General features: G+C 31.3%; 21 protein-coding genes and 1 other annotated feature. All 21 genes read right to left on the bottom strand.

Annotated features, from left to right (window positions below):
* Positions 1–73: 73 nt before the first annotated feature.
* Positions 74–2,101, bottom strand: coding sequence for a cell wall-binding repeat-containing protein (locus BS101_RS03410; protein ID WP_073537537.1), 2,028 nt, complete (start codon positions 2,099–2,101; stop codon positions 74–76).
* Between the two features lie 215 nt (positions 2,102–2,316).
* Positions 2,317–3,657, bottom strand: a complete 1,341-nt coding sequence (locus BS101_RS03405) for an ISL3 family transposase (RefSeq protein ID WP_083585641.1) — start codon at positions 3,655–3,657, stop codon at positions 2,317–2,319.
* Between the two features lie 7 nt (positions 3,658–3,664).
* Positions 3,665–4,108 carry a transposase family protein gene (locus BS101_RS03400; RefSeq protein WP_073537536.1) on the bottom strand — a complete coding sequence of 148 codons (444 nt, stop codon included), beginning with the start codon at positions 4,106–4,108 and terminating at the stop codon, positions 3,665–3,667.
* Positions 4,109–4,292: 184 nt separating this feature from the next.
* Entirely contained in the window at positions 4,293–4,847 is a 555-nt protein-coding gene (locus tag BS101_RS03395; RefSeq protein WP_083585639.1) for a tyrosine-type recombinase/integrase, read from the bottom strand.
* Positions 4,848–5,494: 647 nt separating this feature from the next.
* Positions 5,495–5,950 carry a DUF4274 domain-containing protein gene (locus tag BS101_RS03390; protein WP_073537535.1) on the bottom strand — a complete coding sequence of 152 codons (456 nt, stop codon included), beginning with the start codon at positions 5,948–5,950 and terminating at the stop codon, positions 5,495–5,497.
* 101 nt (positions 5,951–6,051) lie between these two features.
* Positions 6,052–6,567: an AHH domain-containing protein gene (locus BS101_RS23200; RefSeq protein WP_083585638.1), complete on the bottom strand. Its 516-nt coding sequence runs from the start codon at positions 6,565–6,567 to the stop codon at positions 6,052–6,054.
* Positions 6,568–7,202: 635 nt separating this feature from the next.
* Positions 7,203–7,721, bottom strand: a complete 519-nt coding sequence (locus tag BS101_RS03380; RefSeq protein WP_073537534.1) for an SMI1/KNR4 family protein — start codon at positions 7,719–7,721, stop codon at positions 7,203–7,205.
* A gap of 24 nt (positions 7,722–7,745) precedes the next feature.
* Positions 7,746–8,390: a hypothetical protein gene (locus tag BS101_RS03375; protein ID WP_073537533.1), complete on the bottom strand. Its 645-nt coding sequence runs from the start codon at positions 8,388–8,390 to the stop codon at positions 7,746–7,748.
* Positions 8,391–8,454: 64 nt separating this feature from the next.
* Positions 8,455–9,423 (bottom strand): hypothetical protein, encoded by a 969-nt coding sequence (locus tag BS101_RS03370; RefSeq protein ID WP_073537532.1) that lies wholly within the window; start codon positions 9,421–9,423, stop codon positions 8,455–8,457.
* 504 nt (positions 9,424–9,927) lie between these two features.
* Positions 9,928–11,169 (bottom strand): DUF6273 domain-containing protein, encoded by a 1,242-nt coding sequence (locus BS101_RS03365; protein WP_073537531.1) that lies wholly within the window; start codon positions 11,167–11,169, stop codon positions 9,928–9,930.
* Positions 11,170–11,205: 36 nt separating this feature from the next.
* A complete protein-coding gene (locus tag BS101_RS03360; protein ID WP_073537530.1) occupies positions 11,206–11,925 on the bottom strand; it encodes an OmpA family protein in 720 nt (239 codons plus the stop codon).
* A gap of 55 nt (positions 11,926–11,980) precedes the next feature.
* Positions 11,981–13,249 (bottom strand): MotA/TolQ/ExbB proton channel family protein, encoded by a 1,269-nt coding sequence (locus BS101_RS03355; protein ID WP_073537529.1) that lies wholly within the window; start codon positions 13,247–13,249, stop codon positions 11,981–11,983.
* A gap of 23 nt (positions 13,250–13,272) precedes the next feature.
* The gene (locus BS101_RS03350; RefSeq protein WP_073537528.1) at positions 13,273–15,087 is read right to left on the bottom strand and encodes an Hsp70 family protein; all 1,815 of its coding nucleotides are present in this window, start codon (positions 15,085–15,087) and stop codon (positions 13,273–13,275) included.
* 34 nt (positions 15,088–15,121) lie between these two features.
* A complete protein-coding gene (locus BS101_RS03345) occupies positions 15,122–16,612 on the bottom strand; it encodes an Hsp70 family protein (protein WP_073537527.1) in 1,491 nt (496 codons plus the stop codon).
* Positions 16,613–16,702: 90 nt separating this feature from the next.
* Positions 16,703–18,271, bottom strand: a complete 1,569-nt coding sequence (locus BS101_RS03340; RefSeq protein WP_073537526.1) for an Hsp70 family protein — start codon at positions 18,269–18,271, stop codon at positions 16,703–16,705.
* A 21-nt stretch (positions 18,272–18,292) separates the two neighbouring features.
* Complete coding sequence (locus BS101_RS03335; RefSeq protein ID WP_073537525.1) at positions 18,293–19,858, bottom strand: Hsp70 family protein; 1,566 nt, start codon at positions 19,856–19,858, stop codon at positions 18,293–18,295.
* Between the two features lie 108 nt (positions 19,859–19,966).
* Complete coding sequence (locus tag BS101_RS03330; RefSeq protein ID WP_073537524.1) at positions 19,967–21,301, bottom strand: DUF445 domain-containing protein; 1,335 nt, start codon at positions 21,299–21,301, stop codon at positions 19,967–19,969.
* A gap of 52 nt (positions 21,302–21,353) precedes the next feature.
* A complete protein-coding gene (locus BS101_RS03325; protein WP_083585637.1) occupies positions 21,354–22,586 on the bottom strand; it encodes a DUF445 domain-containing protein in 1,233 nt (410 codons plus the stop codon).
* Between the two features lie 130 nt (positions 22,587–22,716).
* Entirely contained in the window at positions 22,717–23,706 is a 990-nt protein-coding gene (locus BS101_RS03320) for a D-cysteine desulfhydrase family protein (protein WP_073537522.1), read from the bottom strand.
* A gap of 234 nt (positions 23,707–23,940) precedes the next feature.
* The gene (locus BS101_RS03315; RefSeq protein WP_073537520.1) at positions 23,941–25,122 is read right to left on the bottom strand and encodes a cation:proton antiporter; all 1,182 of its coding nucleotides are present in this window, start codon (positions 25,120–25,122) and stop codon (positions 23,941–23,943) included.
* Between the two features lie 44 nt (positions 25,123–25,166).
* Positions 25,167–25,223: a sequence feature (sodium ion sensor (DUF1646 type); this cis-regulatory element may regulate processes involved in with the transportation of sodium ions), on the bottom strand.
* A 185-nt stretch (positions 25,224–25,408) separates the two neighbouring features.
* The gene (locus BS101_RS03310; protein WP_073537519.1) at positions 25,409–26,773 is read right to left on the bottom strand and encodes an alanine/glycine:cation symporter family protein; all 1,365 of its coding nucleotides are present in this window, start codon (positions 26,771–26,773) and stop codon (positions 25,409–25,411) included.
* Positions 26,774–26,890: the final 117 nt, after the last annotated feature.

Here is a 26,890-nt window from a genome sequence, read left to right as displayed (position 1 = left end):
AGAATTTTGTATCAATATCTATCCACATAAAAATAAATATTAGAAGGGGTGTTTACACTACCCCTTCTAATATCTATTCTTCTGCACTAACTGCAGCATTATTTATCTTGGAAATAAGATATTCTGTTATTAGCTTATCTCCTCCTAATACATTAAGTGTAACTTTTTTATTTCTTGTAAGATTTTTTATTGTTTTTCCTGCTGTGCCATAGGAATACTCTGATACAAGAACTAGAGGCGCTCCACTGTTTACTGCAGCTGCTGCACTTCCACTTAATGAATCAGCAAAATCTTCCCCATTAGCCAAATAGACTTTTGTCCACTGATTTCCATAAAAATATTTATTTATCTTTTCACAGGTTATATATCTATCTTCTCCACCTAATCTGATAATTTTACTACTGTCTAAATTAGTAATCTGAGCAATATTATTTTCTACGCTTTTTGAAATAACCCCGGTTTCTCCCAATATATATACCTTAGAAGGTTTCACATCTTTTATATACTCTATAACTTCCTCACTTAATCCATCTCTTGAAGTTAATAAAATAGGTACACGATCTGAGGCTGCTTTGGATGACACACTTAATGCATCTGCAAAGGAAGAATCACTAGCTATTATAATAGGTTTATTCTTTGAAACATCCATTTCTTTGGCAATATTAACACTAGTCTCAAGTCTGTTGGAGCCGCCAATCCTTACTATATTGTTTTTTTCATATCCATTTTTCTCTAGATATTCTACATAGGAATTACTTAAAACCCCTTCTCCCCCCAGCAGATATATTTTTGCATCTCTACCAACATTTTTCATTATATACTGCAATGTAATTTGACTTCCTTCATCTGAAGGCTCATTATCTACAAGAAGCATAGGGGAATTAAGTTTTCTAGCCAAAGTAACTCCCGCCAGGCCATCTGCAAAATCATTTCCATTTGTTATAACTATATTTTGTAAACTAAAATTTTTGAACTCATTTTCAGCTATTATCTTTGAGGTTTCATACCTGCTGCTTCCTCCATACCTTACCACACTATTTATTTTGGAAGGAAATTTACTTATATCACTTGTAAATTCAAAAGGAGCTGCTGTGGGACTACTCCAGTAACCCTTATTACTTTTAACTTCTAAAATAAAATAATAGCTTCCCTCTGGCATATCACTAAAATATACCTTTGCTTCCTTAGCTTGAGAATCCTGATAAACTTGTTTAACCAATATTCCTGATGAGTCTGAAGTACTATTTAAATCTCCACTATAAATCCTAATTCTATAAGAAGTTTGATACTGTCCATTATCCTCATTATCAAAATTCCATTTAAGATTAATACCATTGCAGTTTTTATCAATAGCTTGTCCGTATAAAGGAGCTTCCAGTTTAGGTTCCAGTGCATTATCTTCTATATAGTCATCACTTATATAACTATATCTATATGCCTTAAAATTATTTACTATATAATCTTTAGACCTGTAGTACTCCTTAACTTTCTGACCTGTATTGTCATCATTGTCAATGGTAGCCTCCAATGTGGCGGCTCCTACTATTTCTCCCAGGTCATTGTAAACCCATGATTGAAAGAAAGCTATGTGCTTCCCTTTGGATAAAAGTATATCCATATTTGTGAGACTGTTGAAGTCTATGGCAGTTAAATACTTGCTTATGCTGTTTGTAGTAAGTTTTGTACCTGGAATCTTAAGAGAATCTTGAATAAAACTTGCGGCATCTATACCTGCAGTTTCACCTTTATAACCTCCTTCAAATTTTACATTGCCTGCAGTAGCTCTTTTGGTAAGGGCATCAAAAAAGTTACTCCACAATCTATTAGAACTTCTACCAATGCTGTCAGAGCCTCCATAATTATAGGGAATACCTACTTCCTCTGAAGTAGTCTTGTCCTTTAAATATCCAGGTAATTCTATATAATCCGTAACATTACCATTTAAACTTTTATCATATTTCCAGGTAACATAAGCCATTTCATAAGCCCTCTCCTGTGCTTCTCGTCTTGAAATAGAGGAAGCAGCCTTAGTGCTAAATGTAACAGGTGCTGCAGTCATAGTAAATGTGATTAAAAATACTAATAATTTCTTTATCTTCACTAAAAAACCTCCAATTATTAAAAAATATTTAAATTATATACAAAAATTGTACTTTAAGAAATAGTACAACTCAATGCAAAAATAATGGCAGCATCGCCATTAAAAACATAAAATAAATTTTACTATAAATGAACGAATTCACGACGAAATTTTACCATATAAGATTCAAATTATTTACCCTGTTATTGTCAAGAAAAAAGTGGTTCTTTCCAAAGTTAGTTGATTTTTTTATAAATTCTATCAAGTTTAATAGTTTTATTTCTTAATGTTTCAAAGCTACATCGTCCATACATAACCCTTTTTATAACTTTTATTTTATTTACACAGCCTTCAGCTAAGCCGTTGCTGTATGGCAAACATACAGCATTTACTACGGCTTCATAATCACGCTCAATTCCATTTGTAAAACTTTTAATTTCTTCAATTTCCGTGCTTCTTGCTTTTGATATCCATTCTTTTAGCAATTCAGGTTTATTTTGTGTAAAAATATCTTTAAATGACTTAACTAACTCTAAAATTATTTTGAAAAAAGGATACTGCTCATAAAAGCATAAAAATTTATTTTCTTCAAAATTTTTTATATCTGATATAGGTCTGAATAAGGTTTTAAATATATCAGTTCTTTTAATTATTATTTTTTTCTTACCCTCTTCAGTTTCATTTTCTTCTATTTCATTCTTGAATCTTTTTTTCCATTCAGATGCATAATGTTTAATTGTTGATGAAGAGCCTTTAAATCCTTTTTCTAGTATAATTTTTTCAATTTTACTAGACATAATTCCTTGTTTTAAAAGATTATTTATATCACTGTAAAAAGGACTTAATATTCCTCCCTTTTTTATTCCATATGAAGCATGTACAGGATTAAAATTCTTATCTAAATACTTTGAAATTGTCCTAGGATCAAGACCGGTCTTCCTTGAAATTGCAGATTTACTTAACCCCTTATTTTTCAAATTACGCACTTCATTTACTATTTTCACTTTATTTAAAACTCTATTTTCATGTTTAATGGCAGACACTGTTGAAAATATTTTTGTTCTTTCTTCATTAGAAGCATTTATTAGTTTTTTATAACTCCTGACATCCATATTAATTTCATGACATATTTCAGTTTGAGATTTATTTTCCATCTGTAGTAAGCATATCCTATTATATTTTTCTTCTAAAGTCAGTTTTCTATTCTTGTTTGCTTTGTTGATTTCATTTACTTTAGGAACTTCTGTATCCGTAATATTTATTATTACATCAATAGTTTTTTTAAAATGCTTTTTTAAATATTCAATGGCATAATCAGTGAGATTTTTAAGTAAATGAAACCGATCACTTATCTGTATTGCTTCTGGATGTGCTTGGCTAATTGAATTATGGTATGTAACAGAACCATCCCTGCTGACTATTTTAATATTTGGATATAATTTCAACCATTCAACAACCTTAGTCTGTTCTCTGGATTCAATCATATCAACAATTGTATGTGTATTAATATCGATCATTACTGTTCCATACTTTTCTCTCCTTTTTAATGCAAAATCATCTATACATACAGCAGTCACTTCATTTTTATTTATTATCAGTTTTTCTTTTTTTTAAGAGATTACAGATGGTACTTTTCCCAACAGTAACCGTATTTTTACTTAAAAAGTTTGCAGCAGCAGTTGAGCTGCAATTAAGCGACATATGCATTATCTCATCCTCAAGACGCTTGGTTTTTTTGGATTTATTACCAAGCCAATCAAATCTTTCAGCAAAGGTTGTATGGTCACACTCAGGATTATTACAAAACATCTTTCTGTTTTTAATAATTATTTGAACCTTCTTTCCCTGCATAGGAAAATCTTGAAAACTTCTTTCATAGGTACTATGAGTTTTCAATGACTTATGTCCACAAAATGGACAAGTAACCTCATTTCTTGTAGATACAACGTAAATGTATATCATATCATCTACTATTTTGTGATTTAGGTATTTCAAATCTTTATCTAAAAGTTTTATAAATTCATCCATAGAGGCTCCTCTTTCTTGCATAATTAATTATGCAATTATACCTCAAAACAGATATATTTTCAACTAACCTTGGAAAGAACCATTTTTATTGTAGCATTAACATTGTCCTAGTATTAGATATTCAGAAGCCTTGTATGGGTTATTGCTCCTTTCGGAAATGTATTCTTGAATAGTGTTCATCACTTCAAACTTTAGCTGGTACTTCTCTCACCTTCCCCCCTTTACCAACTATTTTTATCTGACTTAGCAGAAAATCTATGTTCTTTAGCTTGATATCGCAAAGCTCGCTTACCCTTACCCCTGTGAACATCAGAAGCTGAATTATCATCTTATCTCTTAGGCTTACTTTCTTCTGGTTTTGAATGTAGAACTGAATCCTTTCAAGCTGGCTATCTGAATATACCTCTACTTGTTCTCCTGAGCCAAAAGCTATTTTTATTTTGTCTTTCTTTAGGTCAACCACATTATCTGCCATGTAGCCTTTTCCTATTAGGAAATTATTGAAAGCTCCAATACTATTAACTTTTTTATTGATGGTGGCAGGCTCATAGCTGTTATCAATCAGATAGTTTTTATAGCTGGTGATGTAGAACCTTTTTAGGACTCCGTCAAATTCTACTCCCATTTTTGCAAGGTATTTGAGGAATGCTGTTATGTCTCCAACATAGCTTTGTACTGTATTATCATTTTTACCATCTTCCATTAGATTAATTTGAAATTCTTCTACTAATATTTTCATTGAAATACTTCCTTCCATTATTATTTTTGAATATGAAAAAAACTAACAAAGGAAATCATTATCCAATGTTAGTCTATATTTTTATATCTTTAGGGTGTATCTAGGATGTAGTTAGTGCGTATTTAGGACATTGAAAAGTATTGGTATTGCTAGCTTTGGGTGCAAGGGCGTAGTTTAGGACAACTTTATTTTTATTATGTTTATTTTTTCCTATGGCTGTTTTTAGTGAAATATATGTCCTTACGCTCAACTTATTGATTTCACTAGATTTCCTACGCCCAAGTTGTGCCCAACTCACGCCCTATGTGCCCGAACTTACAAATGAAAAAGAAAGCTCCAACAGATACCATTACAGCATCCATTGAAGCTTTGCTAGTTGCTTGTTTCTGTCACCAAAAGGAGTTTTTACAATTTGTACTATGTTTTAGGAGCAGGCAATTAAACTTCCTTTTGATGGCTATTTGTTGTTTTTAGGCCGTGTTTTTCATGTGGCAAACTTCAAACTTACTACAGAATTATTATTATGCAGTGAAATATTAATTTTAAAATTTCTAAGAATAACTTATTTGTATAGCTTTAATGTAAAAAATACTGTTATTCATTTTTTTGTAGTTAGTTATAATACTTTTTTGTAGTTAGAAAATGTTTTATAATTTAGGTATTTCAACCTCATTACCCGCTAGGTTTTCTAAAAATATACTTGAAATATCTGCGCTTTTCTTTTTAAGTTTAAATATTTGTATTTTTGTCAATGGTGGGGTAAAAGCTATGTTTTGTTGCTTAAACTGTTTATTAATTATCCTATTATATAGGGTAGTTAAAAATTCTTTCCATTTATCCAAATTAGATGATGCAAATCCCTGTTCATCTTCCAACATTCGATAGCCATCAGCACTATAAAATAACATTAACGCTGTTCCTAAATCACAATATTCGTTATTAATAATATTATTAGGAATCTTAAAACCATTATTCCAATTATAATTACCTGCAAAAATATGAAGAGAAATAGAATTATCTATTCGTTCAATCTGGCTTTCAATTATATCTGGGTTTTCTTCGTATAAAATATCTTGCAACCACTTATACTTAGTATTATCCATTGTACCATTCACCTACCTTTTATGAAAATAATATTATTTCAAACATCGTGTGTATGCAATATTCATCACAAAGAATACACACGAAATTTATAGTTTTTCTACTACTTTAGTTTACTTAATTGTCTTTCTACCATTTCATTATAAACAGAATGATATCCTTGATGTCTTGACATAGTACTTATACTTTCATCTGGGGTTCTAAGGAAAATACCATTTGAAGCATCATCAAGATTCATACCAATCTTTTGAATTACAGCATTGTCTCCCATTTCTGCTGGTATAACATGCTGTGCTTGATAACCACTCCATTTGGATGAACGTTTTAATCCCATTGATTCCAACATATTTTTACCTAATTTAGTGGAATTGCCTCCAGTGACTATTCCTTCTTGTCCAGGTATAAGCCTAGCTTCAGCCGCCCCCTCAATTATTTTTTTAGCCTCATTAGACACATTATCTTCAATTTTAGAAAACTTAAATAAATCTTCTGAAGCATTTATTGTTCCCATTCCATTTGGTAATGCAAATTGATGTTGTCCATATAATACTGACCTTATGTATTGTGTCATATTTTCAGCTTTATTTCCCGGTGTTTTTATATTTCCTATTGTCTTCATATCTGGAATTTTTAAATCTTCACCTATGGATAATTTTTCATGAATTGGAATCTTACCCTTTGATAGAGCTTTTCCACCACGAGTTATCCCAATTAAATTTATTGTACTTTCAGTGCATTTTTCGCTAGTGATTTTTTATAAGTTTCATCATTATCCATTCCATTTGTTCCAAAAATTCTATCCAAATGTCTACTACAACATCTTTTGTGTAGCTATTATCCACACCCCATTGAAGTCTACTCCTTTGCTTTCAAGAAATACTACAAAAGCAGTAGTACTCCTACATAGCTTTCTATTGTTTTAGTGCTTTTTCCATCCTCATCTAAGTGTATTTTAAAATTCTGTACTAATACATTTTTCATGTTTCTTTACCCCTTCCTTTTTTGGACATGAGAAAAAGGCTAACGCCTTTTTTCAGCGTTAGCCTTTATTACTTTACCTATTTGATTTTATCTTTTTTACTTCTAACTGCATTATCATTATTATGCAGCTAATTTTTATTCATATTACAAGCTATCTTAATTAATTTTAATAGACCTTACCAAAGTTCACAAATTAAACTGCTTTTGTAGTCAGTTCATTTGGATTTATGTAGCCAATATTCATGCCACATATGACTAACAATGTATCTATATTTAATACCATCTCCAATACACTGAACCGTTTGTTGTAATTAATCTATTAATAAAATGGGAAAAGTTGCCTTTTATATATTCCCATTCATCAACTGAATAACCAGTGTCTCCATCTATTATATAATCCTTACCTTTATCCTCACTTTTTTTCAAATCAAATAATAGAAAGTCTGAATTTCCCATAACTTCTGCAAAGACTATATAAAAATCTTTTAAATCATATCCCCATTCTTTTTTATCTTTAGTTGATTTTAAAATTTCGTCAAGCCCTAATATCTTGTAACCACTTCCTCCATATTCTATATCTTCATATATTACAGCCCCATTTGAAACCTTTAAAAATTCTTTGTAGTTTTTTGGTAACTTAATGTTATTTAACGACTCAAACTCATGGATTTCTTCTTCTGAAGCTGGGTTGTTCCATGAAAATCCAACTTCGATAGTTTGTCCAAAGATATCAGTATAACTCAATGTGTTTCTAGTAGACGTTCTTTCTTTTAATAGTTTAATTTGTTTCATCTGTAATGTTCCACCTTTCAAAGTTTACTTATTATAAGCATTCCACCATGGGGTCACTTGGCTTTGATGTACTCCTCTTTCTACAGGCGTTAAATTTTCAAAAGAAGCATCGCCTCCAAATTCCCTAGGAGTTATATGGTGAATATCGTATTCCTTCCAGTTAAGTGGTGGGTCACTATATCCACGATTATACCACTCATCAATAAAATCTTTTTTACATAGTATATCAGTATCATTCTCCCTATACAAATTAGCTTCACTCTGATTTTTATACCAATCTACCCTTTCATTCTTAGGTGCTCTTGTAAGGTCTCCATCTGGAAACTCCATTGGTTCGCCTGTCTTCAAATCAGTTACTTCTGGGTATGTTATCCCTTTACTATTTGTAATAGGATTACCCGAACCCTTATTCCCTTCACCTTTAATCAATGAGAACAAGTCTTCACCAAAATTATGTGCTGATTTAATTGTAGCAGCACCCCCATGGGTCACAAGACCTAAACTTGCAGCGTTTAAAGCAACACCAGCAGGAGCGAGTACTACTGTACCGTCTGCCGTAAACCCTAAAAGCTCTCCTCCAGCTCCAGTTCCAGCCTCTGCAGCTCCAAATGCAAATGACCCTATATCACCAGCTAACTCACCTATTTTATATGGTATTGATTTAGCCATACTGCTTTGATTTATTCCACCAACAGTAAATACAGTCCCCCAAAAAATATTTTTATCAAGTGAATTACCTGCTCCCTATTATAAAGTCTTCTCCAGACTTCTTTATAGACTTAAGAAAACCATCATTATCTGCTAGCTCTAAAAGTGGTCCATATATATTTGTGTCACCAAACTTTAATTTTAAATTATCAGCTATCTCTTGACCATTAGCTTCCTTTATCGCTTGTCCTTTTAATTCAGCATATTCATCTTTACTTAATACTTTTTCTACATATGATAATAGCTCTTTTTCTCCATTAGTCAAGTCATTTGGATTTTTTAGCATTAATTGTATTACTTTATTCTTATCTACTTGTCCATTTTCTGAAATAGCAGAAATACCCCTGAATTCAGATATTCCTACAGTTATTCCTGATATTTTTGAAAATACGGAACATATATTTTCTTCCATATCTCTTACACCATTACAATATTCATTAAATGAGTCATTAAATTCTGTCAAACTTGTTGTTTGATTTTTAAGTGAATTCTGTAAATTCAAAACATCATCTGCAATGGGGAATGATGTAAAACTTAAACCATTCGCTAAATTTAATATTTCTTCAAATTTAGAATTCATCTTTTTATAATTATCTATACATTCACTAACATTGTTATTTATTTGAAATTGTCCTCCATATTGGAGTAAAATAATTCCTGTATCATCATTTGTAAGGGCTGCTCCACCCCCACTTCCTTTTATGCAGTTTACAAAATCCTCACTTTGCTTTTTTAATCTAATTGCTCTTGGCTTTTCCTCATTTTCTAAAGCATTTTTCACGTACTTTATATCTTCTATTAAATTTGTATAAAACTCCTGATTTTTAATATGCTTTTCCATAAATTTATCTTTTGCTTCACCTGACCATCCAGCTTCAGTAAGCTCTGCGATAGCTTTATTTATATTACCTTTTTGTTCTTCTAATGTCTTTATAATGTTTTCATATTCATTTATTGTATTAGTTAATTCACCAATATCCAATTTAAAATCCATTTATTTTCTCCCATGTACTAATTTGCTTTATTGCATTTTTATATTAATGTAATTGACCATATATATCTAATTTTTACATTAATATTTATATACTTCCTTTATTTTAATATTTTTGTACATGCGTGTCAATATTGTTTTATTCTTCCTTGATGCTGTAAAATATTTGTAACCGCAAAAGGATTAACGCCTACATTTAAAAAGTTCATTTTGCTAATATTACAGATATAAAATAAATAGGAGGAAATCTGTAATAGAAATAAACTTTAATGAAGAAACCTGGAAAGAATTTTTAGAAAAGTTTTCTTTTTATACAAGATAAATGAATTGGGATATAATCTGAAAAGAGTACAAAAAGTTAAACCCTTTATTCCATCGATATTTTAGGGATATTTTATCCTATATTGAATTTTGACTTGTTATTTATTTTGAATCCCCTAAATGTTTTTCTTTTTTACTCACTGGAAATTTATTGAATTAAATTCGCTCATTTATAGTATTTAGAGATTACTTCATAACCCTATAGGGGCTATCTTCAGTTCCCTCACCATTAATTGGAGTTACTTCACTTTTTAAATATAGAGCAGGTGCCACCCCACCTGTACCATCATTTGCATTATCACCATATATACCACCTTCTCCTACTGCCCGTATAATATCAGAATAATCTGCAGAAGGAGTGCGTAACCAGTACCAGGAAATACTGTTATCTTCTAGGGAGCTTTTTTTATACTCCCATGTTCTATCATAAACAAAATTTTTCACTTCCTTTGTTGAAAGTAAAAAAACTTTATCTGCAACATTTTTATAATAGCTGGAATCATAATTTGCTATACAATCTGCAATTTCTGTATCATATTCATACAATTCTGTGCCTCCATCCATTATATTCTTATCTATACCAGCCAGTATACACTTATGGGTTACTTCTTCTATACTATTTTTCTCTTTATATGTAAAATTATACAAAAATCCTGGTTGTTTATCATAAGAATTACAGGATACATAATCCTTAGCTGGTAATTGGCTGCTGTAGTTCACTTCTCTATCATAAGAATTAAGCCACTGCCTTAAATTAGATTTCTCCCAATAGTTACTTCCAAAACCTATCCTATCCTCATCTCCTCTGCCATCTGTTTTATCTCCACTAGCATCAAAAGCTTTAAAACAGATTATTTTTTCTGAAAAAAGCATATATCCATTTACATCTTTATTTATTACCCTCCATAATATAGGACTGCCATTATATTTTCCAAATTCAATATAATCTCCTATACTTATTGATAAACGCCCATTTTTAGCCTGATTGGGGATAAAAAAAATTCCCGCATATAAAACAATTATTCCAATAATAAAACAGATAAGAACATACCTTATTCTTGTAGTTGTTCCTGATTTAATCTTCTTATTTTTTTTCAATTCCAATACACCATTATCTTTTTCAATATTTGGGTATTTAAAATTTATGGATTTAAACCAGGTCTCTAAAGCCCATAGAGCATCTTCTCTTGTCAACCCTAAGTTATTCACTAATTGGTTATACTCATATTCATTTATTTCTTTTTTAGTGCCCTTTAAAATTTCACATATAATATTTGCATCTAAAACCTTAATTAAAATTCTAACTTCTCTCTCATACTGGCTGCACAGATCCATTAAAAGCCCCATCAACTTTATTTTGTTACTGCAAAGCTCCATGCCATACTCTTCAATTAAGTTTTTCAATACTATTTCCACATCTTTTTTCATTTAATGTTCCCCTCTTACCTGTGAAACAGCTAAAAATTATTTTGAAAGAATACTATCTATTTGTTTAATGGACTCTTCATCTTTTAATCTAAATTTGAATATTACTCTTCTTGACTTTTCCTGATTCACACTTCCATCAGAATTTTTAATAAGCTGACTTTTGGATCTTCCATTTGCAGTAATAATATTTTTTAGGCTCTCTTTACTGTAGCTGTCTAAATTTTTAAAGTTATTATTTAATATATAGTTTACTATGCTGTTTGCCCTTTTCTGTGATAGGTCCATATTGTAATTATAGTCTCCTATATTATCGGTATGTCCTTCAATAACTATTTCTGAAACTGAACTTATATACTTAGGGGAAGTAAGCACATTAACATATTGAGGTATAAATTTGTCCAGATTAGATTTAAATTCCGGTCTTATATCAGCCTTATTGAATTCAAAAAGTACATCACTGCTAAACACAATATCCCCTGTATTCTTATCTATATTAATATCCAACCCGGCATTTTGAAAAGATTTTCTTATATCCTCAATGATACTTTGCCTTACTCCTATTACTTTTTCCACCTGCAGCCTGAGATTTTTTAATTGTTTCTGCTGCAAATCCAATTCCGCATGCTTTACAGCATTAGTATAGATAAAAAATAATAATATAAATAACAATATGGTACTTAAGAGATCAGTAAATATACGCCATATATTCCCGTCATCCTTTGATGTTCTTATTATTCTACTATACCTGCCAAACATTTCATCCGCTCCTCCCACATAGCACGCTTTATATTACTTCGCTCAAAATGCTGTGTTACTTTTTATACCCTTCACTAAAATATTCCATCTTGTCAGCTATGTTATTTAAAATAGTATCATAATTGCTCTGATACTCCTTCATATCTTTATATATCTGGGCAAATATTTCACTTTTTTGTTCATTATAGGCAGCCATATAGGTTTTAAATTCATAATATTTCACTTTTATATCCTCATAAAAATCCTTCATTTCTTCTAAAGATTTTTTTTGGTGACTCTCCAAATTATCAAGAGAAGCATAAAAATCATAGGTTAGTTTATCTAATTTTTCGTATATATCCACATAACTTTTTTCCACCTTTTTTTGACCTTTATTAATATCCCTGACACAATCATCTAAAATATCAAATTTTTTATCCAAACTATCCATACTTTTATTGAGGGTGCTTGTAAGTTTACTAAAGCCTTTAAAGATCAAATCAAACCCTTCTACAGATTCCTTTAATTTTTTATTAAAATTTGTCATGTATTCCATAGATTTTTCAAATTCCTTTGGAAAATCAGAAAACTTCTTTACAAATTCATAAACTTTTTCCATGGTGTCTAAAGACTTATTCATAATCTCTACTGAGGTTTTTCCAAATTCATTTATAGTTTTATCATTTGAAGCAGATAACTTTTCAATAGCTGCTTCTGTTTTTTCAAAGAACTCACGAAAATTATTTTTACGCAGATTGTTATCCATATAATTCTGAAGCTTGACCATAATATTCATAAGTAGTTGTTCAGCGTCAAACACTCTTGTGATAAATGTAAGTATTAATGAAAATGCAATACCCACTATACTGGCATAAAAGGCTACTCCCATCCCTGACAATATAGGACTTATATTGTCTACAGTAAATTCCCCCGTTCTAAGAGAATTTAAAGATATGGTAAGACCTGTAAATGTCCCCAGAACTCCCATAAGAATAAAAACAGATATGGTCATATGAATTACACTTATAATATTTATTACAGGAATATCTAATTTATTGAATAGCCTGTTATGTGATAAGTATTTATAATTTGAAAAGTAAGCTTCTATATAGGATCTGGTGTTTATATAATCTGATCTACTTACCATATCTTTATATCCCTCTACCATATCTTCTATACCAAAAAAAGATTTTTTGGAGATGCCTTCATCTATATTTTTTAGTCCTCCATAAACTATTCTATAGAGAAATATATCAACTGAAAACATTATAACTTCTATGAAAAAAATTGCAGTACTAACATCACTGCTGAATATTCCCTTTATAAAATTGGCCAAACCTATCATTAAACTTCCTCCCTTGAAGTTTATTATTTATTTTCAGATGTTTTAAGTAAAAGTCCTCCCTTTATTTTCCTACCTGGAGATTCTATACACTGACTATATTTTTCCATGAACTTATCCTTTACATATTCTACGCCGCTTACAGTCTGAGAACATATGCTCTCAATTATATGTTCTTTTTGTAATACTATTTTAGGTTTTCTCGATATGTCATCAACAAATTTACACATATACTCTTCACAAACATCCCTGCCTAATGCAATAACATCCTTATAAGAATTCTTTCCCACGGAGTTAACCAGTAACCTTTCTACTGCTCCCTCATAGTCGTCTGTGGGCATTCCATCAGTTATTAGAAATATTACTGGCGTTAAAGTTCTATAATCCATTTTAATCTTATTTAACTCACTGGAAACCATGTCAATTGCACTGCCAAGAGAAGTTATTCCCCCTGGATTCATATCCTCATAAATACTGTCATTTATTTTTTCTCCTATTTCTACATTCCATACAGCAGTATCAGAAAATTTTATAACACCAAAATTCAAAGTGATATTATCCAATCTGCATTTTCCTTCTATTTCTGATATTACACGCTTCATCCCCTCTTTTACGTAGTCCAGCCTATTATCAATATTCATAGATCCTGAACAGTCAATCATCCATATAAAATAAAGAGATTTTTCCATATAGCGCGTAAAAATGGAAATTTGTTTGTTTATTGACAATCTCTTTGTTTTATAAGCAGCATAAATAGCTGCCCCATTTGATACAACCTCCTTATAATCCATATGTTCATAGGTTTCTTTTTCTCCTAAGACATCTTTTATAATACTGTCTACTGCTTTAATTTTACTGGAACCCCCTGCCTTAATTATTTTATAAATATCCTTTATAGAAATTCCTGATAAAGCAATGACATGTTCAATCATATTTTTTATGGATATCATATGGTGTTTAATACATTTATTTAGTTCTTCTAATGTGAGGGTTGTGTCTAAAAATTTTCCCGGAGGTACATTATAAAGCTTTATATATGCTATTTCACTATCATAGGAAAGTATTTCTTTTGCCTTAACTATCTGTTCCATTAAATTTTTTCTACATAAATTAGTGATTTTATAGTCGTAATCACTAAAATCAAGGTTTTCTTTTTTTAGTATATAATCATAAAGTTCCTCATTAAAATCCAGTCCCCCTAGACTTTCATTTCCTTCTGAAGCCAATATATTGAACTGGATTTCATCTTTTTTCTCTAAAACCTTAAGAACCGTTATATCAAGACTTCCTCCCCCAAAATCAAACACAAGTACATTTTCTTCCCTTTTTTCATTTACAGATAAATGCATTCCATAAGCCAGAGCTGCTGCTACAGGCTCCTGGATTGTCCCAACAAGTTCAATGCCTGCCAATTTTGCCCCTTCTTTTATGATATTACACTGCTGATCTTGAAAATAGCAGGGTAATGCAATAACTGCTCCCCCACATTTAAACTTATCTTCTGGTACAGTAGTTTTGATATTATTATAAATATATTTAAAAATAGCAGAACATATATCTTTTAATGTAAATTCCTTATTATCTAAAAGTACAGTTTCCTGTCCACAGGCTATGATTCCTTTAACGCCTGAAATATAATTTTCAGGATAAAATACTCCTTTTGCCAGGGCCCCATTGCCCACATCAAATTTCCCCTGCTTAAAATAAACTACAGAGGGTATTGTATATTCCCCCATTTTTCCATATATCCCTGCTTTTTTTCCATCCCATTTTGATACAGAACTGTATGCGGTTCCAAAATCGATACCTATAACTGGATTATGGTGACAATCATAATACAAAGCTTACACTCCCTTCATTGATGATTCTACAATTTTAATACAATTTCAACACCTCGGTTTTTTTTATTTTACTTTCCTTTTGCTCCACAGTTACAATAACAATTTGATTTTCCTTCACTTCAAAGGTTATATTTATCTCAAGAGTACGCTTAGGTGCTGGAATAAGACCTGAGACATGTACTGTACCTATATGGGCATTTTCTTTTGCAATCCTATGATTTCCCTGATAAACCTGTACATCTACATCTGTACAATTGTCCTGATCTGTATAAAAAGTAAGAGTTTTTCTGGCAGGCGTTTTTCTATTTTCATGAATGAGCACTACAAATTTACCTTTAGCATCTTCAACCCCCAGGGCATGGGCAGTTACAGGAATGATGGTTATTTTCTTTCTGGTATTTAAATTGCCAGTAAGGTATGCTGCATATATGGCTGCCCCTTGAGAAACACATAGACTTGGATCAATATCTGAATAAATCTTGCCTTTTCCAACTATATCATTTAGCAAGCTGTCAAACATGGGAATTTTACTGGAGCCGCCAACTTTAATAACCTTATTGATATCCTCTGGCGTTACATTAGCTCTATTTAGCGTACTTTTAACTATATTCCTTATTCTTTCGTAATAGCCCTCCATAATCTCTTGAAATTCATCTCTTGTAAAATTTCTATCCACATTTACTCCGGGTATAACATTGAGTACTGCCATATAGGCATTATCTGTAAAGCTCAATGTTTCCTTGGCTTTTATAGCTTCCGCCATAAGTGCCTGTTTCCCCCTTTTTCTCAATCTTTCATTGGATTCTGATTGAAAATCAATTCCTTCAGCTTGTATAATATGTTTTAAAAGAGCCCTATCAAAATCCATACCTCCCAGCCTGTCATCTCCTCCGATTCCAAGTACTTCAAAAATCAAATTTTCACTGTCTTCTTTTACCCTGAAAATCGTCAGATCAAAAGTTCCTCCCCCTAAATCAAAAACAAGTATTGTTTCTTCTCTTTTGATATTATCACTACTGTGAATACATCCATATGCCAGGGCAGCAGCTATGGGTTCCTGAATTATACCTACAAGATTCAATCCTGCTTTTTTAGCCGCCTGTGAAGTATTTTCCAATTGATTGGCTTTAAAATAATAAGGCACAGTAACTACAACTCCAGAGGCATTATACACTCCTTCCGGAAACATATCCTGTACACTTTTATACATATATTTCAGTATCATGGCAGAAATATCTATAGGTGAAAATTGTCTATCCCCAAATTTTATCTTTATATCTTTATTATCCATTAATCTTTTTACACCAATACAAACATTTGAAGGTTCAAAAATTCCGCTGTTAAAGGCCACCGTATCATAGATGAATTCCTTGCTTCTTTCATCAAAATAGACTACTGATTGAAAAACATTATTTCCTCTTGGAGAATATGTCTGAACCCCCTGCCCTGTCCAAAATGAAATAGAACTGAAAGTTGTTCCAAGGTCAATTCCAATTACCGGTCTATTTTGGCTGTCATAAGGCATGTTATTACTCTCCCTCCTGAATATAAAGTATATATTAAAATTTTTACAAAAATCATTAAAATTAATATAATTAACTGCCCTAAGACATTTCTATTCCTTAACTACATTTAAAGTTATTTCTTCTTTGGAATCCGTACCTAAAGCAGTGGCAGTTACTTTTATAATATTTTCTTCATTCACTTCAAATTTAACAGTTATTTTCTGTTCTCCCTTTGGCGCAGGAGGAATATTACTTAGCTTGAACTCTCCTATAAATACAGCCTTTTCCCTGCCTTCATCATCTTTTTCATTTACAAAAGCTATATCCTCTGAGGATTGATATACATATATAATAACTTCTGTCTGTTCATCTTTTTGGGTCTTATATTGTTTTTCCCTGACTACAGAAGCTTTTTTAGGAATTTCTGTACCCTTTTCTATTATATTCGAAAACTCCATACCCTCTGTCATAATACCTAGATTATGAGTTACAATATTAAAAACATCTCCCTCGCCAGAGGTTCCCATAGAAGCTGCAAATATTGCCGCTCCTTCTGCTACTATGGTAATGGGGTTAAAATCACTATAGGGATCCACTTTAAAAACTTCTTTAATTCTATTTTTAACTAAGGGTACTAAAGAGGATCCCCCCACCAAGATTACTTTATCAATATCTTCCATAGAAAGTTTCGCATTGTCAAGTGCTAATTTTACAATTTTATAGGTTTTATCAACCAGATGAGAAATAGCTTGTTCAAAAGTATCTCTGGTGATTTCCATATCCAAATGCAAAAGTTCCCCTTCTCCTGTCTGTATTATATTAGGGAAAAGTACACTGGCACTATTTTTAAAACTCAATTCAATTTTTACATTTTCCGCAATTTCTTTTAATTTTTGCCCTGCGGCCTTCATTTTTTTCTTGCTGATCCCCTGATCCTTTTCCATATCCAATAAATCGATGCCTTTATTTTTCAATTTGAAATCCTCATTTATAATTTCCATAATACTTCTGTCAAAATCATCTCCTCCAAGCTTTGATATGCCTTCTTTAGATAAAATCTCATACTTATCTCTATCTGCATTATTTTTCTTGGTCTGTATTTTCAATACACAGACATCAAAAGTTCCTCCTCCTAAATCATATACTAGAACATTTTGATCCTTATTTGAGTCAAATCCATACATAATAGCTGCAGCTACAGGTTCTTCCAAAAGAGCCAACACATTTAAGCCTGCCATTTCCGCTGCCTTCTTAGTGGCTACTTTTGCATTATCTGTAAAATTGGCTGGCACACATATTACCACATCATATAAACTTCCTTCCGGTTCAAAATCCTTCTGCTCATAAGCTGCATCTACAAGTTTTGAAAGAATTTCTGAAGCTATTTGCTCTGGATTATAGTCTTCTTCAAAAATAGACAGCTTATATCCCTCTTCTCCCATATGTCTTTTAATAGAACTTACAGTATTTGAAGGATCAAGCATAGCTCTGCCCTTGGCCTCTTCTCCTATAAGTTTTGTATTCTTATCAATAAATGATACCACAGAGGGCATGCACTCTTTCCCATTTATTTTAAGCACCCTGGTTTTGCCATTTTCATACACTGAAACTACTGAAGTTGAAGTACCTAAATCTATACCTAATTTGTATTTACTATACTTTATTTCTAGTCCTGCCATCTTCATTCCCCTCCCCAAAAATTATGATTTGGCCTTTATATCAATTTTTTTAGACTTAATTTTTTCACTTCTAATTAATTCTTCAACTAAATTTAAATCTAGTTGTCCATCATTTTCATAAGCACTGCGTATAATAGGCATTGTATAACTGTTTTCCATCAATTCTACTCCTGTAAAATGGATTATATTATCATCATCCATCTCAAAAATGGCCCCTACTGCTACTTCTTCTTTTTCAGGCTTAGTAATAGAAATTTTTAATTGTCCTATCTCTTCATCTTTTTCCAGTTCTTTATGCTCTCCCCTAAAAACTCTAAATGTAACAACTTTTTGATATTCATCCACAGTATAGGCAATCAAGCCTGCCTGGCAGGGCAATAACGTATTTTTATGAACAACCGGACAAAATTCCAGTACGTTCTGGCTATTTAAAAGAGCTACTCCATAACTAAAATTAACTTTTTCATCCAGCACAAACTCTTCTTTGAATATATCTGTAATAGTACTGCTTTCTTCACTGGCTATAGAATTTGAAAGGCTTAAAGCTAATATGGCAGCTCCATTGGATACTACTTCATCTACATTGGGTGCGGTAAATGGATCTCTTACTTCCTTTTTTAAAATCTCTCTAATTATTGGAGTCTTGGTAGCTCCCCCCACTAAAATCAATCTGTCAATATCTTCTGGAGTCATATTGGCATCTTTTAATACACTTTTCACCTTTTCTATGGTTTTATCAATGAGAGGTTTTATTAAATCATAATATTCATCCCTTGTTAATTCAAAATCCAGATGATAATCTCTTAAAATATTAGGGATGATAACTGAGGTATTCTCCTTTGAAGACAGCTCGATTTTAGCATTTTCAGCAGCCTCTTTGATTTTCTGTCTTGCAGCCATATGCTCCCTTTCTTTTCCAGCTTCAATATCAATTTTAGTATCTTCCTTTATTCTCTTATATAAAACACTGCATATTTTTTCATCAAAATCATCTCCCCCAAGCCTCGAATCTCCGTCAATGGCAATAGCTTCAAATTTATTTCCCCTTATCTTCATTATTGAAACATCAAAGGTTCCTCCCCCTAAATCATATACCATTATAATTTGATCCTTATTTTGATTTATACCATAACTTACTGCAGCAGCAGATGGTTCCGCCATTAACCTAAGTACATTAAATCCAGCTTTCCTGGCTGCATTTTTTGTTGCCTTTCTCTGTTCCGATGTAAAATATGCCGGTGTAGTTATTACTGCCTGGGTGATTTCTTCTCCCAGTGTAAATTCTGCTTTTTCCTTTATGGCCTTTAATATCTCACAGGCTATATCCTGTGGAGTCATTTTTTGCTTCCCTATAATATACGTAATGTCCTTTCCCATATCCCTTTTTGTTGAACCTACGGTATTTGAAGGATCCATTATAAGCTTGGCCTTAGCTGGATATCCTGTAATAATTTTCCCATTACTAATTGATACTACGGAAGGAAAGGTATTTTTCCCATCTAAAAGTATAGTTTCTACCTTTCCTCTTTTTACACAAGAAATAACTGAATTAGTAGTACCTAGATCAATACCTACAACTGCTGACATATTCAATGTCTCCTTTCTATTAGAAAAATAATGACAATATTATCAATAACAAACTGTTAAGGACTATATTGTCATGTTTATACTTACTGTATACTTTTATTAAAAATATTACAAATGAAATATTTTTGTAATTAAAGGTAAATACACCTGATTTATAAAAAGAAAAACAATAAAACCAAAAATTGCTCCAATTATACTTCCATTAATGCGTATCCAATTTAATTCATTGCCAGCTTTCAACTGGATAAAATTATTTAATGATTCATCTGTCATGTTATTTAACACTTTTTTTATAACAGTACCAATAACACCATAACTTGATTTAACCATATCATAAATTAATTCTTTTATGTAATCATTCACTGTACTTTTAAATTTATTGTCACTTTTAAGGTGATTCCAATAATTATGAAGTTCATTTTTTGCCCATTTAATTAAAGGCATCAAATTATCCATATCAGATTGAATTTTTTCATCAGATTCATTTTTAAAAATATAAGAAATACCTGTTACCATTCTTTGCAATTCATCCTGTACCTCAATTTTTGCTATAGTTTTTTGCTTCCACTTTTCAATACTATTTATTAATTCTTCATCATCTTTAAGTTTTCCTATTAAGATTTGAATTTTATTTAAGAATTCAATATGAACTAATTCCTCTTCATCTTTTAATCCATAAAGCATTTCTATTATCTGTTCCTGAATTGAAGAAGCAATATCACCTACATTTATAGTATTAGTTCCCTTACCTAACCCTAGAGCAAATTCCATGAGAACTTTTTTAAATCCTTTTACTTTGTTTACATTATCTTCCACAAGTTTATCTATAATTTTACTAATTTCTTTATTTACTTTTTCCTCATCTATTTTTATAATTACTTCTTCCACTATAGATTTAAATATTATTTTGCAATGTTTATCTTCTACAGCAAACTTAAGCACACTGCTGAGGCACAAACATAGATTACATTCTTTCAATTTATGTCTAAAATTTTCTTCAATAAATGAGGTCACATTACTTGAATCAATACGCCCCATAATATCTTCAACAAAATCTTTTGATTGTCTATAAAAAACTGTCTTATTTTTAGCACTATTCTCAATAAATTCAATTATACTATCAATTATATTTAATTCATCTATTTTTTCTTTTAATATTTTTTTGCTTAAAAGTTCATTTTCTACTACATTAACTATTTGCTCCACCACTTTAACCCTATTTCTAGGTATTACGGCAGTATGCCATGAAAATCCCAAAGGCTTTTTAAACAGTGCAGTTACAGCAAACCAATCGGCAATGCCTCCTACTAAAGCCGCTTCTATAACAAAGCCTATCATTCTCACATAAAAATTATTATGAAAATGTATTTTTAAAAAAACACTTATACAAAAAGCAATAGATAAAATTATTAAAAGCACATCTGCTATTTTCTTGTTTCTCATCTTATTTCTCCTATTTAAGATATGTAAAAATCAACACAAAACAATTAAATACTTAAAATATATTATTTAAAAGAAAAAACAGAACCCCTACCAGGCCACCCACTACAGAACCATTGATTCTAATCAGCTGCAGATCATTGCCTGCTTTTGATTCAATTAATTCTATGAGCATATCATTTGAATATTTATTTAAATTTTCCTTTATAACCTCACCTATGCTATTATGAAAATTATCAATAAATTTATTTAGCAATGTTTTTAAATAAACATCTACTTTTTTCTGCATATCTATATTATCTCTAAATTTACAAATAAAACTGTAAATTTCATTTTCTATTTCACCCGTAAAACTTTTTATTATTTTATTTTCTTTGAATTGTTCTCCTGTATAATGGTCAATACCAATATCTTTAAATCCGTTTATTTTCCAAGCTTTAAATTTTTCTTCCATATCCTCATCTGAAACTATATTATTTAGTTTAATAACAATCCATTTCTTAAATTTAATTCTTTCCTCATTATCCAAATTCTTAATATTATTTAAATATTGAACCAGATCTTTTTGAATTATTACAGCAATTTTATCTGGAGATAAATTAAGTATAAAGTCTAATACCACTGTATTCACTATTGCCCTTCTTCTAGCACCTCTTTCATAAGACACCTTTGTTTTACTAACAAGTTCCTCAAGTATCTTACTAGCCTTTTCCGTCTTTATAATTGTTTGTATTTCCTCAATTATAAAATTAATAACTTTATCTCCACCGCCTTTTGTAAGAGAAATCTGCAAAGAAGAAATTATGGCTTTCCATAAATTAAACTCCATCAATCTATTTATAAGTGAATTGGAATTTATACCTCTATTACCCCCAGTTAAACTTTCTTCTACTATTAATCCAACTATCTTTTTGATATCCTTATCCCCATTATCTTCAAATAAAAATTTCAAAATAGGTTTAGAAGTATCATATTCCAATAAAAAATTTTTTAAATATTCCCTAGACAATAATTCTTCCGTAACCATATTAACCAATCCATCGAGTATTTTTTCTCTATTTCTAGGTATTATCTCTGTTTTAAAAGGAATTCCAAGAGGTTTTTTAAATAATGCAATAATACCATACCAGTCAGCGAAGCCTCCAATCATGGAAGCACAAAATGCACTGCTTATTAATCCGCCCCAAAAAGTCTTATAAAAAGGACAAGTTATTAAATATCCAATGGTAACTATAATCAATATTATTGTTGCCTTATAGCGATTCATCTTACAATAACCCACTTTCATAGCTTTATAGTTTTATCCGATATCTTTTAATATATGATTTCCAGAATTATATGGCATATTTACTATTATCCTATGTCCCTGCCAATTTGTCAAAAGTTGCCTTTCTATTTATTCAAATATGGCTCACAAATTAAACTCTAAACTGAGATCTTTGAGGAAATATTCCAAATATTCCTCCAGTATGGATAAATAATAAATTTTTATATTCACTGAATTTCCTTTTTTTAATTTCCTGGACCAATCCATACATTGCTTTACCTGTATATACAGGATCCAATATTATCCCTTCTAACTTTGCAAGTTCCTTAATAAATTCCAGTTCCTCTTCACGGCTCAAGGCATATCCTCTACCTACATATCCATCTATGATATTTATTTCATCCTTTGAAAAATTAAGGTTCACATCAATATATTTCATACTATCATGTAATATTTCATAAATCCTATCCTTAAAATATTTCTCATTCTGGCATACGTTAACTCCATAAATTTTAGCATCATAATTTAATATTCTGCTGCCTAATAACAGTCCTGAATAGGTTCCTCCAGAACCTGCAGCAATAACGATTCCATCAAAATGTACTTCCATTTCTCTTTCCTGGAGCATTATTTCCTCTATAGCTTTATAATAACCAAAACCTCCTATTCCATTTGATGCACCCTCTGGAATAATATAAGGCTTCAGCCCCTTATTTTCCATATTGGTTTTAATTTCTTTCATAACTTCCATTCTTCTATTTTCATATTCTTTTTGAGAAACAAAATAAATTTCAGCTCCTAAAAGCTTATCCAATAAAAGATTTCCATCGACTTCTGCATCATTACTACCATTTAGGAGCAGACAACACTTAAAACCGAGTTTTACAGCCACTGCTGCAGTGGCTCTACAATGATTTGACTGAATTCCACCACAAGTAATTAATGTATCACATCCTTTATTCAAAGCTTCTGCTGCAGAAAATTCTAACTTTCTTATTTTATTCCCAGAAATCTCTGTTCCTGTCTGGTCGTCCCGTTTTATGTATATATCTGGTCCACCGAGTTTCTTCGATAATTTTTCCATCTTCTCTATTTTAGTTGGCAAATTGGCCATATTTATTTTTTCTGGAATTTTAATCATTTAATTATCTCCACCTTTAAAAAATCTTTCCTACATTGTAATTATAACAAATAAATCAATACAATATAACATTAAATCAATATCTAATAGTTTTCACAAAAATTAATCCAATTATTTCTTATAACATTTATATATAAAATAACTATTCAAGAAGTGATGATATCACTGCCCAAATAGTTATCCACAATCAATAATTCCATACTTTGCACACAGCAGCCGTTCATATGTAACGCTTCAATTCAATTTAGCCATTCTTTTATGAGAAAAAGATAATTTGAGTAGAATAGGTGTTATAATCGTAGTCAATATCACAACAATTAAAGTTGGAAGAAATATTTCCTCTGAAATTATCCCCTTTTGAAGGCCTATATTTGCAGTAATAATTGCTACTTCCCCTCTTGAGATCATACCAGCTCCAATCTGCCGGGATTCACTTCTACTCATCTTCATAAGTCTTGCAGCAGCACCACATCCTATTACCTTGCCAATAACTGCTATGACAAACATAACTAGAGTAATAAGAACTACCTCTAAAGTTAGTCCTTGCAAATTTGCTTCAATTCCAACACTTGCAAAAAATATAAGAGATAAAAAACCTGATGAGATTGCTTTTACATTTCTCTCTAAATATTCTCTATGAACAAATGATGAAAGTATGAGTCCAGCTATATATGCTCCTGTAATAGCTGCTATACCTAAAATTTCAGCAATATATGCTATAAGTACGGCAAATGCTATAGAAAATGTAAGAAATTCTCTTCCCGGTTTTATATAATTCTTGAATTTATTCATATACTTTGGCATATATGCCACTGCAATTATAGAAGCTACACAAAATAAGATTACTTTTACAAATACATATACAATTGACAATGTACTTGAAACCTCAGTATTTGAACCGGAGGTTTGCGCTACTGCAAGGACTATAGATATAAGTATAAGCCCAAGAATATCATCTATTACTGCTGCTCCAAGAATATTTATGCCTGCTCTTGTATTTAGTTTTCCAAGTTCTTTAAGAGTTTCTGCTGTAATACTCACGCTAGTGGCAGTCAATATAACTCCTACAAATATATTCTCCCAAAAATCACTGAAAAACATATACGCCCCTAAAGTCCCCAAAACAAGAGGAAGTATTATCCCCCCCACTGCAATTATAAATGATGACAATCCAGCTTGTTTAAATTCTTCTACATTAGTCTCCAGTCCCGCAAGAAACATAAGTAAAATTACTCCAAGGTTTGAAAGCAATTTTATATTATCATCATACTGTACAATATTTAATACAACCGGTCCAAGTATCACACCTGCAATTAATGCCCCCAACACTTCCGGCATTTTCATCCTTCTGCTTATTATTCCTCCTATTTTTGTAAATACAAGTATCAATACAATATTTAACAATGCTTTTTCCATAGCTACCTCCTAAATTTAAAAAAATAATGGAAAGTCCTATAAAGGACTTTCCACCCTAAAAGTCATATTTATCTTGAAATCAAATTAAAATTTGTTCAACCGAAATTATATAGTCAGTATTCTATTATGCACATATGTTATGCCTACAATAATAACAATAACATATTCAAAAATTTTCCGCAAATATATAATAATCTTAATCAATATCTGCAATACAATCCAATATCATATTACAATTTATTCTAAATTTCTATAAAAATATTGGTTTCCCTAAATAACATTTAAATTAAGATACCTTTTCCTTATCTTCTGAAGGCAAATCAAGATTGTTAACATACTTCTTGGTTTCAGCTGCAATAACTCCACTGAGAAAAAACATTGCTATTACATTTGGAATTACCATCAATGCATTCAATATATCTGCAATTGTCCATACAAGATCAAGACTTACAAGTGTACCTATTAAGGCTACTATTACCCATGCGACTCTGTAAGGTTTAATAACCTTCTTACCAAATAAATATTCAGCAGCTCTCTCTCCGTAATAAGACCATCCTAGTACTGTAGAAAGTGCAAATATAGCTAATGCGATGGCTATTATAATCGGGCCTATTACAGGAATTTGATCCCAAGCAGCACTTGTAAGTAGGGAAGAAGTCTTTGTATCAATAGCAGGATTCTTAATTACGCTGCTTACAATTACAAGTCCTGTCATTAAGCATATTACTACTGTATCCCAAAAAGTACCTGTCATAGACACAAGGGCCTGTCTCACAGGATTTTTAGTTTTAGCAGCAGCTGCTACAATAGGAGCAGAACCCATACCTGACTCATTGGAAAATAAACCTCTTGCAGCACCATAACGGCAGGCAATGGCAACAGTAGATCCTATAAACCCACCTCCTGCAGCCTGTGGAGAAAACGCTGCTTTAACTATAGTAACAACTGTTTGTCCTAAAACGTCTGCATTCATTACTAAAATAATTAAACATCCTAGTACATAAAATATAGCCATAAAGGGTACTAACTTTTCACATACTTTAGTAATAGATTGTACCCCCCCAATAACAACAGCACCTACAAAAATAGCAATTACAATTCCTGAAATCCATGTAGGAATTCCAAAGCTATTATGTAAAGTTGATGCAACTGCATTTGTCTGAGTAGAACACCCTATTCCAAAAGCAGCTAAAGCAGTAAATATACAAAAAATTACCCCGAGCCATTTCATTTTAAGTCCTTTTTCAAGGGCATACATAGCTCCCCCAAGCATAGTTCCATCTTCAGTTTTCACTCTATATTTTACAGATATAAGAGATTCGGCGTATTTCGTAGCTATACCAAACACACCTGTAAACCACATCCAAAGCACAGCACCAGGCCCCCCTAAAGTTACTGCTGTTGCAACACCAATTATGTTACCTGTACCTATAGTGGCTGCTAAAGCAGTACTAAGGGCACCAAATTGAGATACATCTCCTTCACCATCAGGATCTTTAGTAACAGATAATTTAATTCCTGTAAATACTTTTTTTTGGATAAATCCAGTTCTGAAAGTAAAGAAAATATGTGTCCCAAAAAGTACGACAATCATGGGCACACCCCATAAAAGGCTGTCTATACTGTTCAAAGCATTAACAAATCCTTCCATTAAAACAACACTCCTCTCATAATAATATTGCTAAAAGTATAAAAATTAATTATAAAAATTAATCATATTGTTAACATTGTATCAAATAAACTCATATTTATCAATAATACACAAGCG

Source organism: Clostridium kluyveri (assembly GCF_001902295.1).
GTDB classification, from domain to species: Bacteria; Bacillota; Clostridia; order Clostridiales; family Clostridiaceae; genus Clostridium_B; species Clostridium_B kluyveri_B.
This window is presented reverse-complemented; position numbering and strand designations above follow the sequence as displayed.

What these genes read in the sequence shown, in the direction of transcription:
- BS101_RS03380 (WP_073537534.1), bottom strand. Translation starts at nt 7,721, where the DNA reads ATGAAACAAATTAAACTATTAAAAGAAAGAACGTCTACTAGAAACACA.
- BS101_RS03335 (WP_073537525.1), bottom strand. Translation starts at nt 19,858, where the DNA reads ATGTCAGCAGTTGTAGGTATTGATCTAGGTACTACTAATTCAGTTATT.
- BS101_RS03345 (WP_073537527.1), bottom strand. Translation starts at nt 16,612, where the DNA reads ATGCCTTATGACAGCCAAAATAGACCGGTAATTGGAATTGACCTTGGA.
- BS101_RS03320 (WP_073537522.1), bottom strand. Translation starts at nt 23,706, where the DNA reads ATGATTAAAATTCCAGAAAAAATAAATATGGCCAATTTGCCAACTAAA.
- BS101_RS03330 (WP_073537524.1), bottom strand. Translation starts at nt 21,301, where the DNA reads ATGAGAAACAAGAAAATAGCAGATGTGCTTTTAATAATTTTATCTATT.
- BS101_RS03360 (WP_073537530.1), bottom strand. Translation starts at nt 11,925, where the DNA reads ATGTTTGGCAGGTATAGTAGAATAATAAGAACATCAAAGGATGACGGG.
- BS101_RS03365 (WP_073537531.1), bottom strand. Translation starts at nt 11,169, where the DNA reads ATGAAAAAAGATGTGGAAATAGTATTGAAAAACTTAATTGAAGAGTAT.
- BS101_RS03395 (WP_083585639.1), bottom strand. Translation starts at nt 4,847, where the DNA reads ATGAAAATATTAGTAGAAGAATTTCAAATTAATCTAATGGAAGATGGT.
- BS101_RS03390 (WP_073537535.1), bottom strand. Translation starts at nt 5,950, where the DNA reads ATGGATAATACTAAGTATAAGTGGTTGCAAGATATTTTATACGAAGAA.
- BS101_RS03400 (WP_073537536.1), bottom strand. Translation starts at nt 4,108, where the DNA reads ATGGATGAATTTATAAAACTTTTAGATAAAGATTTGAAATACCTAAAT.
- BS101_RS03355 (WP_073537529.1), bottom strand. Translation starts at nt 13,249, where the DNA reads ATGATAGGTTTGGCCAATTTTATAAAGGGAATATTCAGCAGTGATGTT.
- BS101_RS03310 (WP_073537519.1), bottom strand. Translation starts at nt 26,773, where the DNA reads ATGGAAGGATTTGTTAATGCTTTGAACAGTATAGACAGCCTTTTATGG.
- BS101_RS03375 (WP_073537533.1), bottom strand. Translation starts at nt 8,390, where the DNA reads ATGGCTAAATCAATACCATATAAAATAGGTGAGTTAGCTGGTGATATA.
- BS101_RS23200 (WP_083585638.1), bottom strand. Translation starts at nt 6,567, where the DNA reads ATGAAGACAATAGGAAATATAAAAACACCGGGAAATAAAGCTGAAAAT.
- BS101_RS03370 (WP_073537532.1), bottom strand. Translation starts at nt 9,423, where the DNA reads ATGGATTTTAAATTGGATATTGGTGAATTAACTAATACAATAAATGAA.
- BS101_RS03325 (WP_083585637.1), bottom strand. Translation starts at nt 22,586, where the DNA reads ATGAAAGTGGGTTATTGTAAGATGAATCGCTATAAGGCAACAATAATA.
- BS101_RS03340 (WP_073537526.1), bottom strand. Translation starts at nt 18,271, where the DNA reads ATGGCAGGACTAGAAATAAAGTATAGTAAATACAAATTAGGTATAGAT.
- BS101_RS03315 (WP_073537520.1), bottom strand. Translation starts at nt 25,122, where the DNA reads ATGGAAAAAGCATTGTTAAATATTGTATTGATACTTGTATTTACAAAA.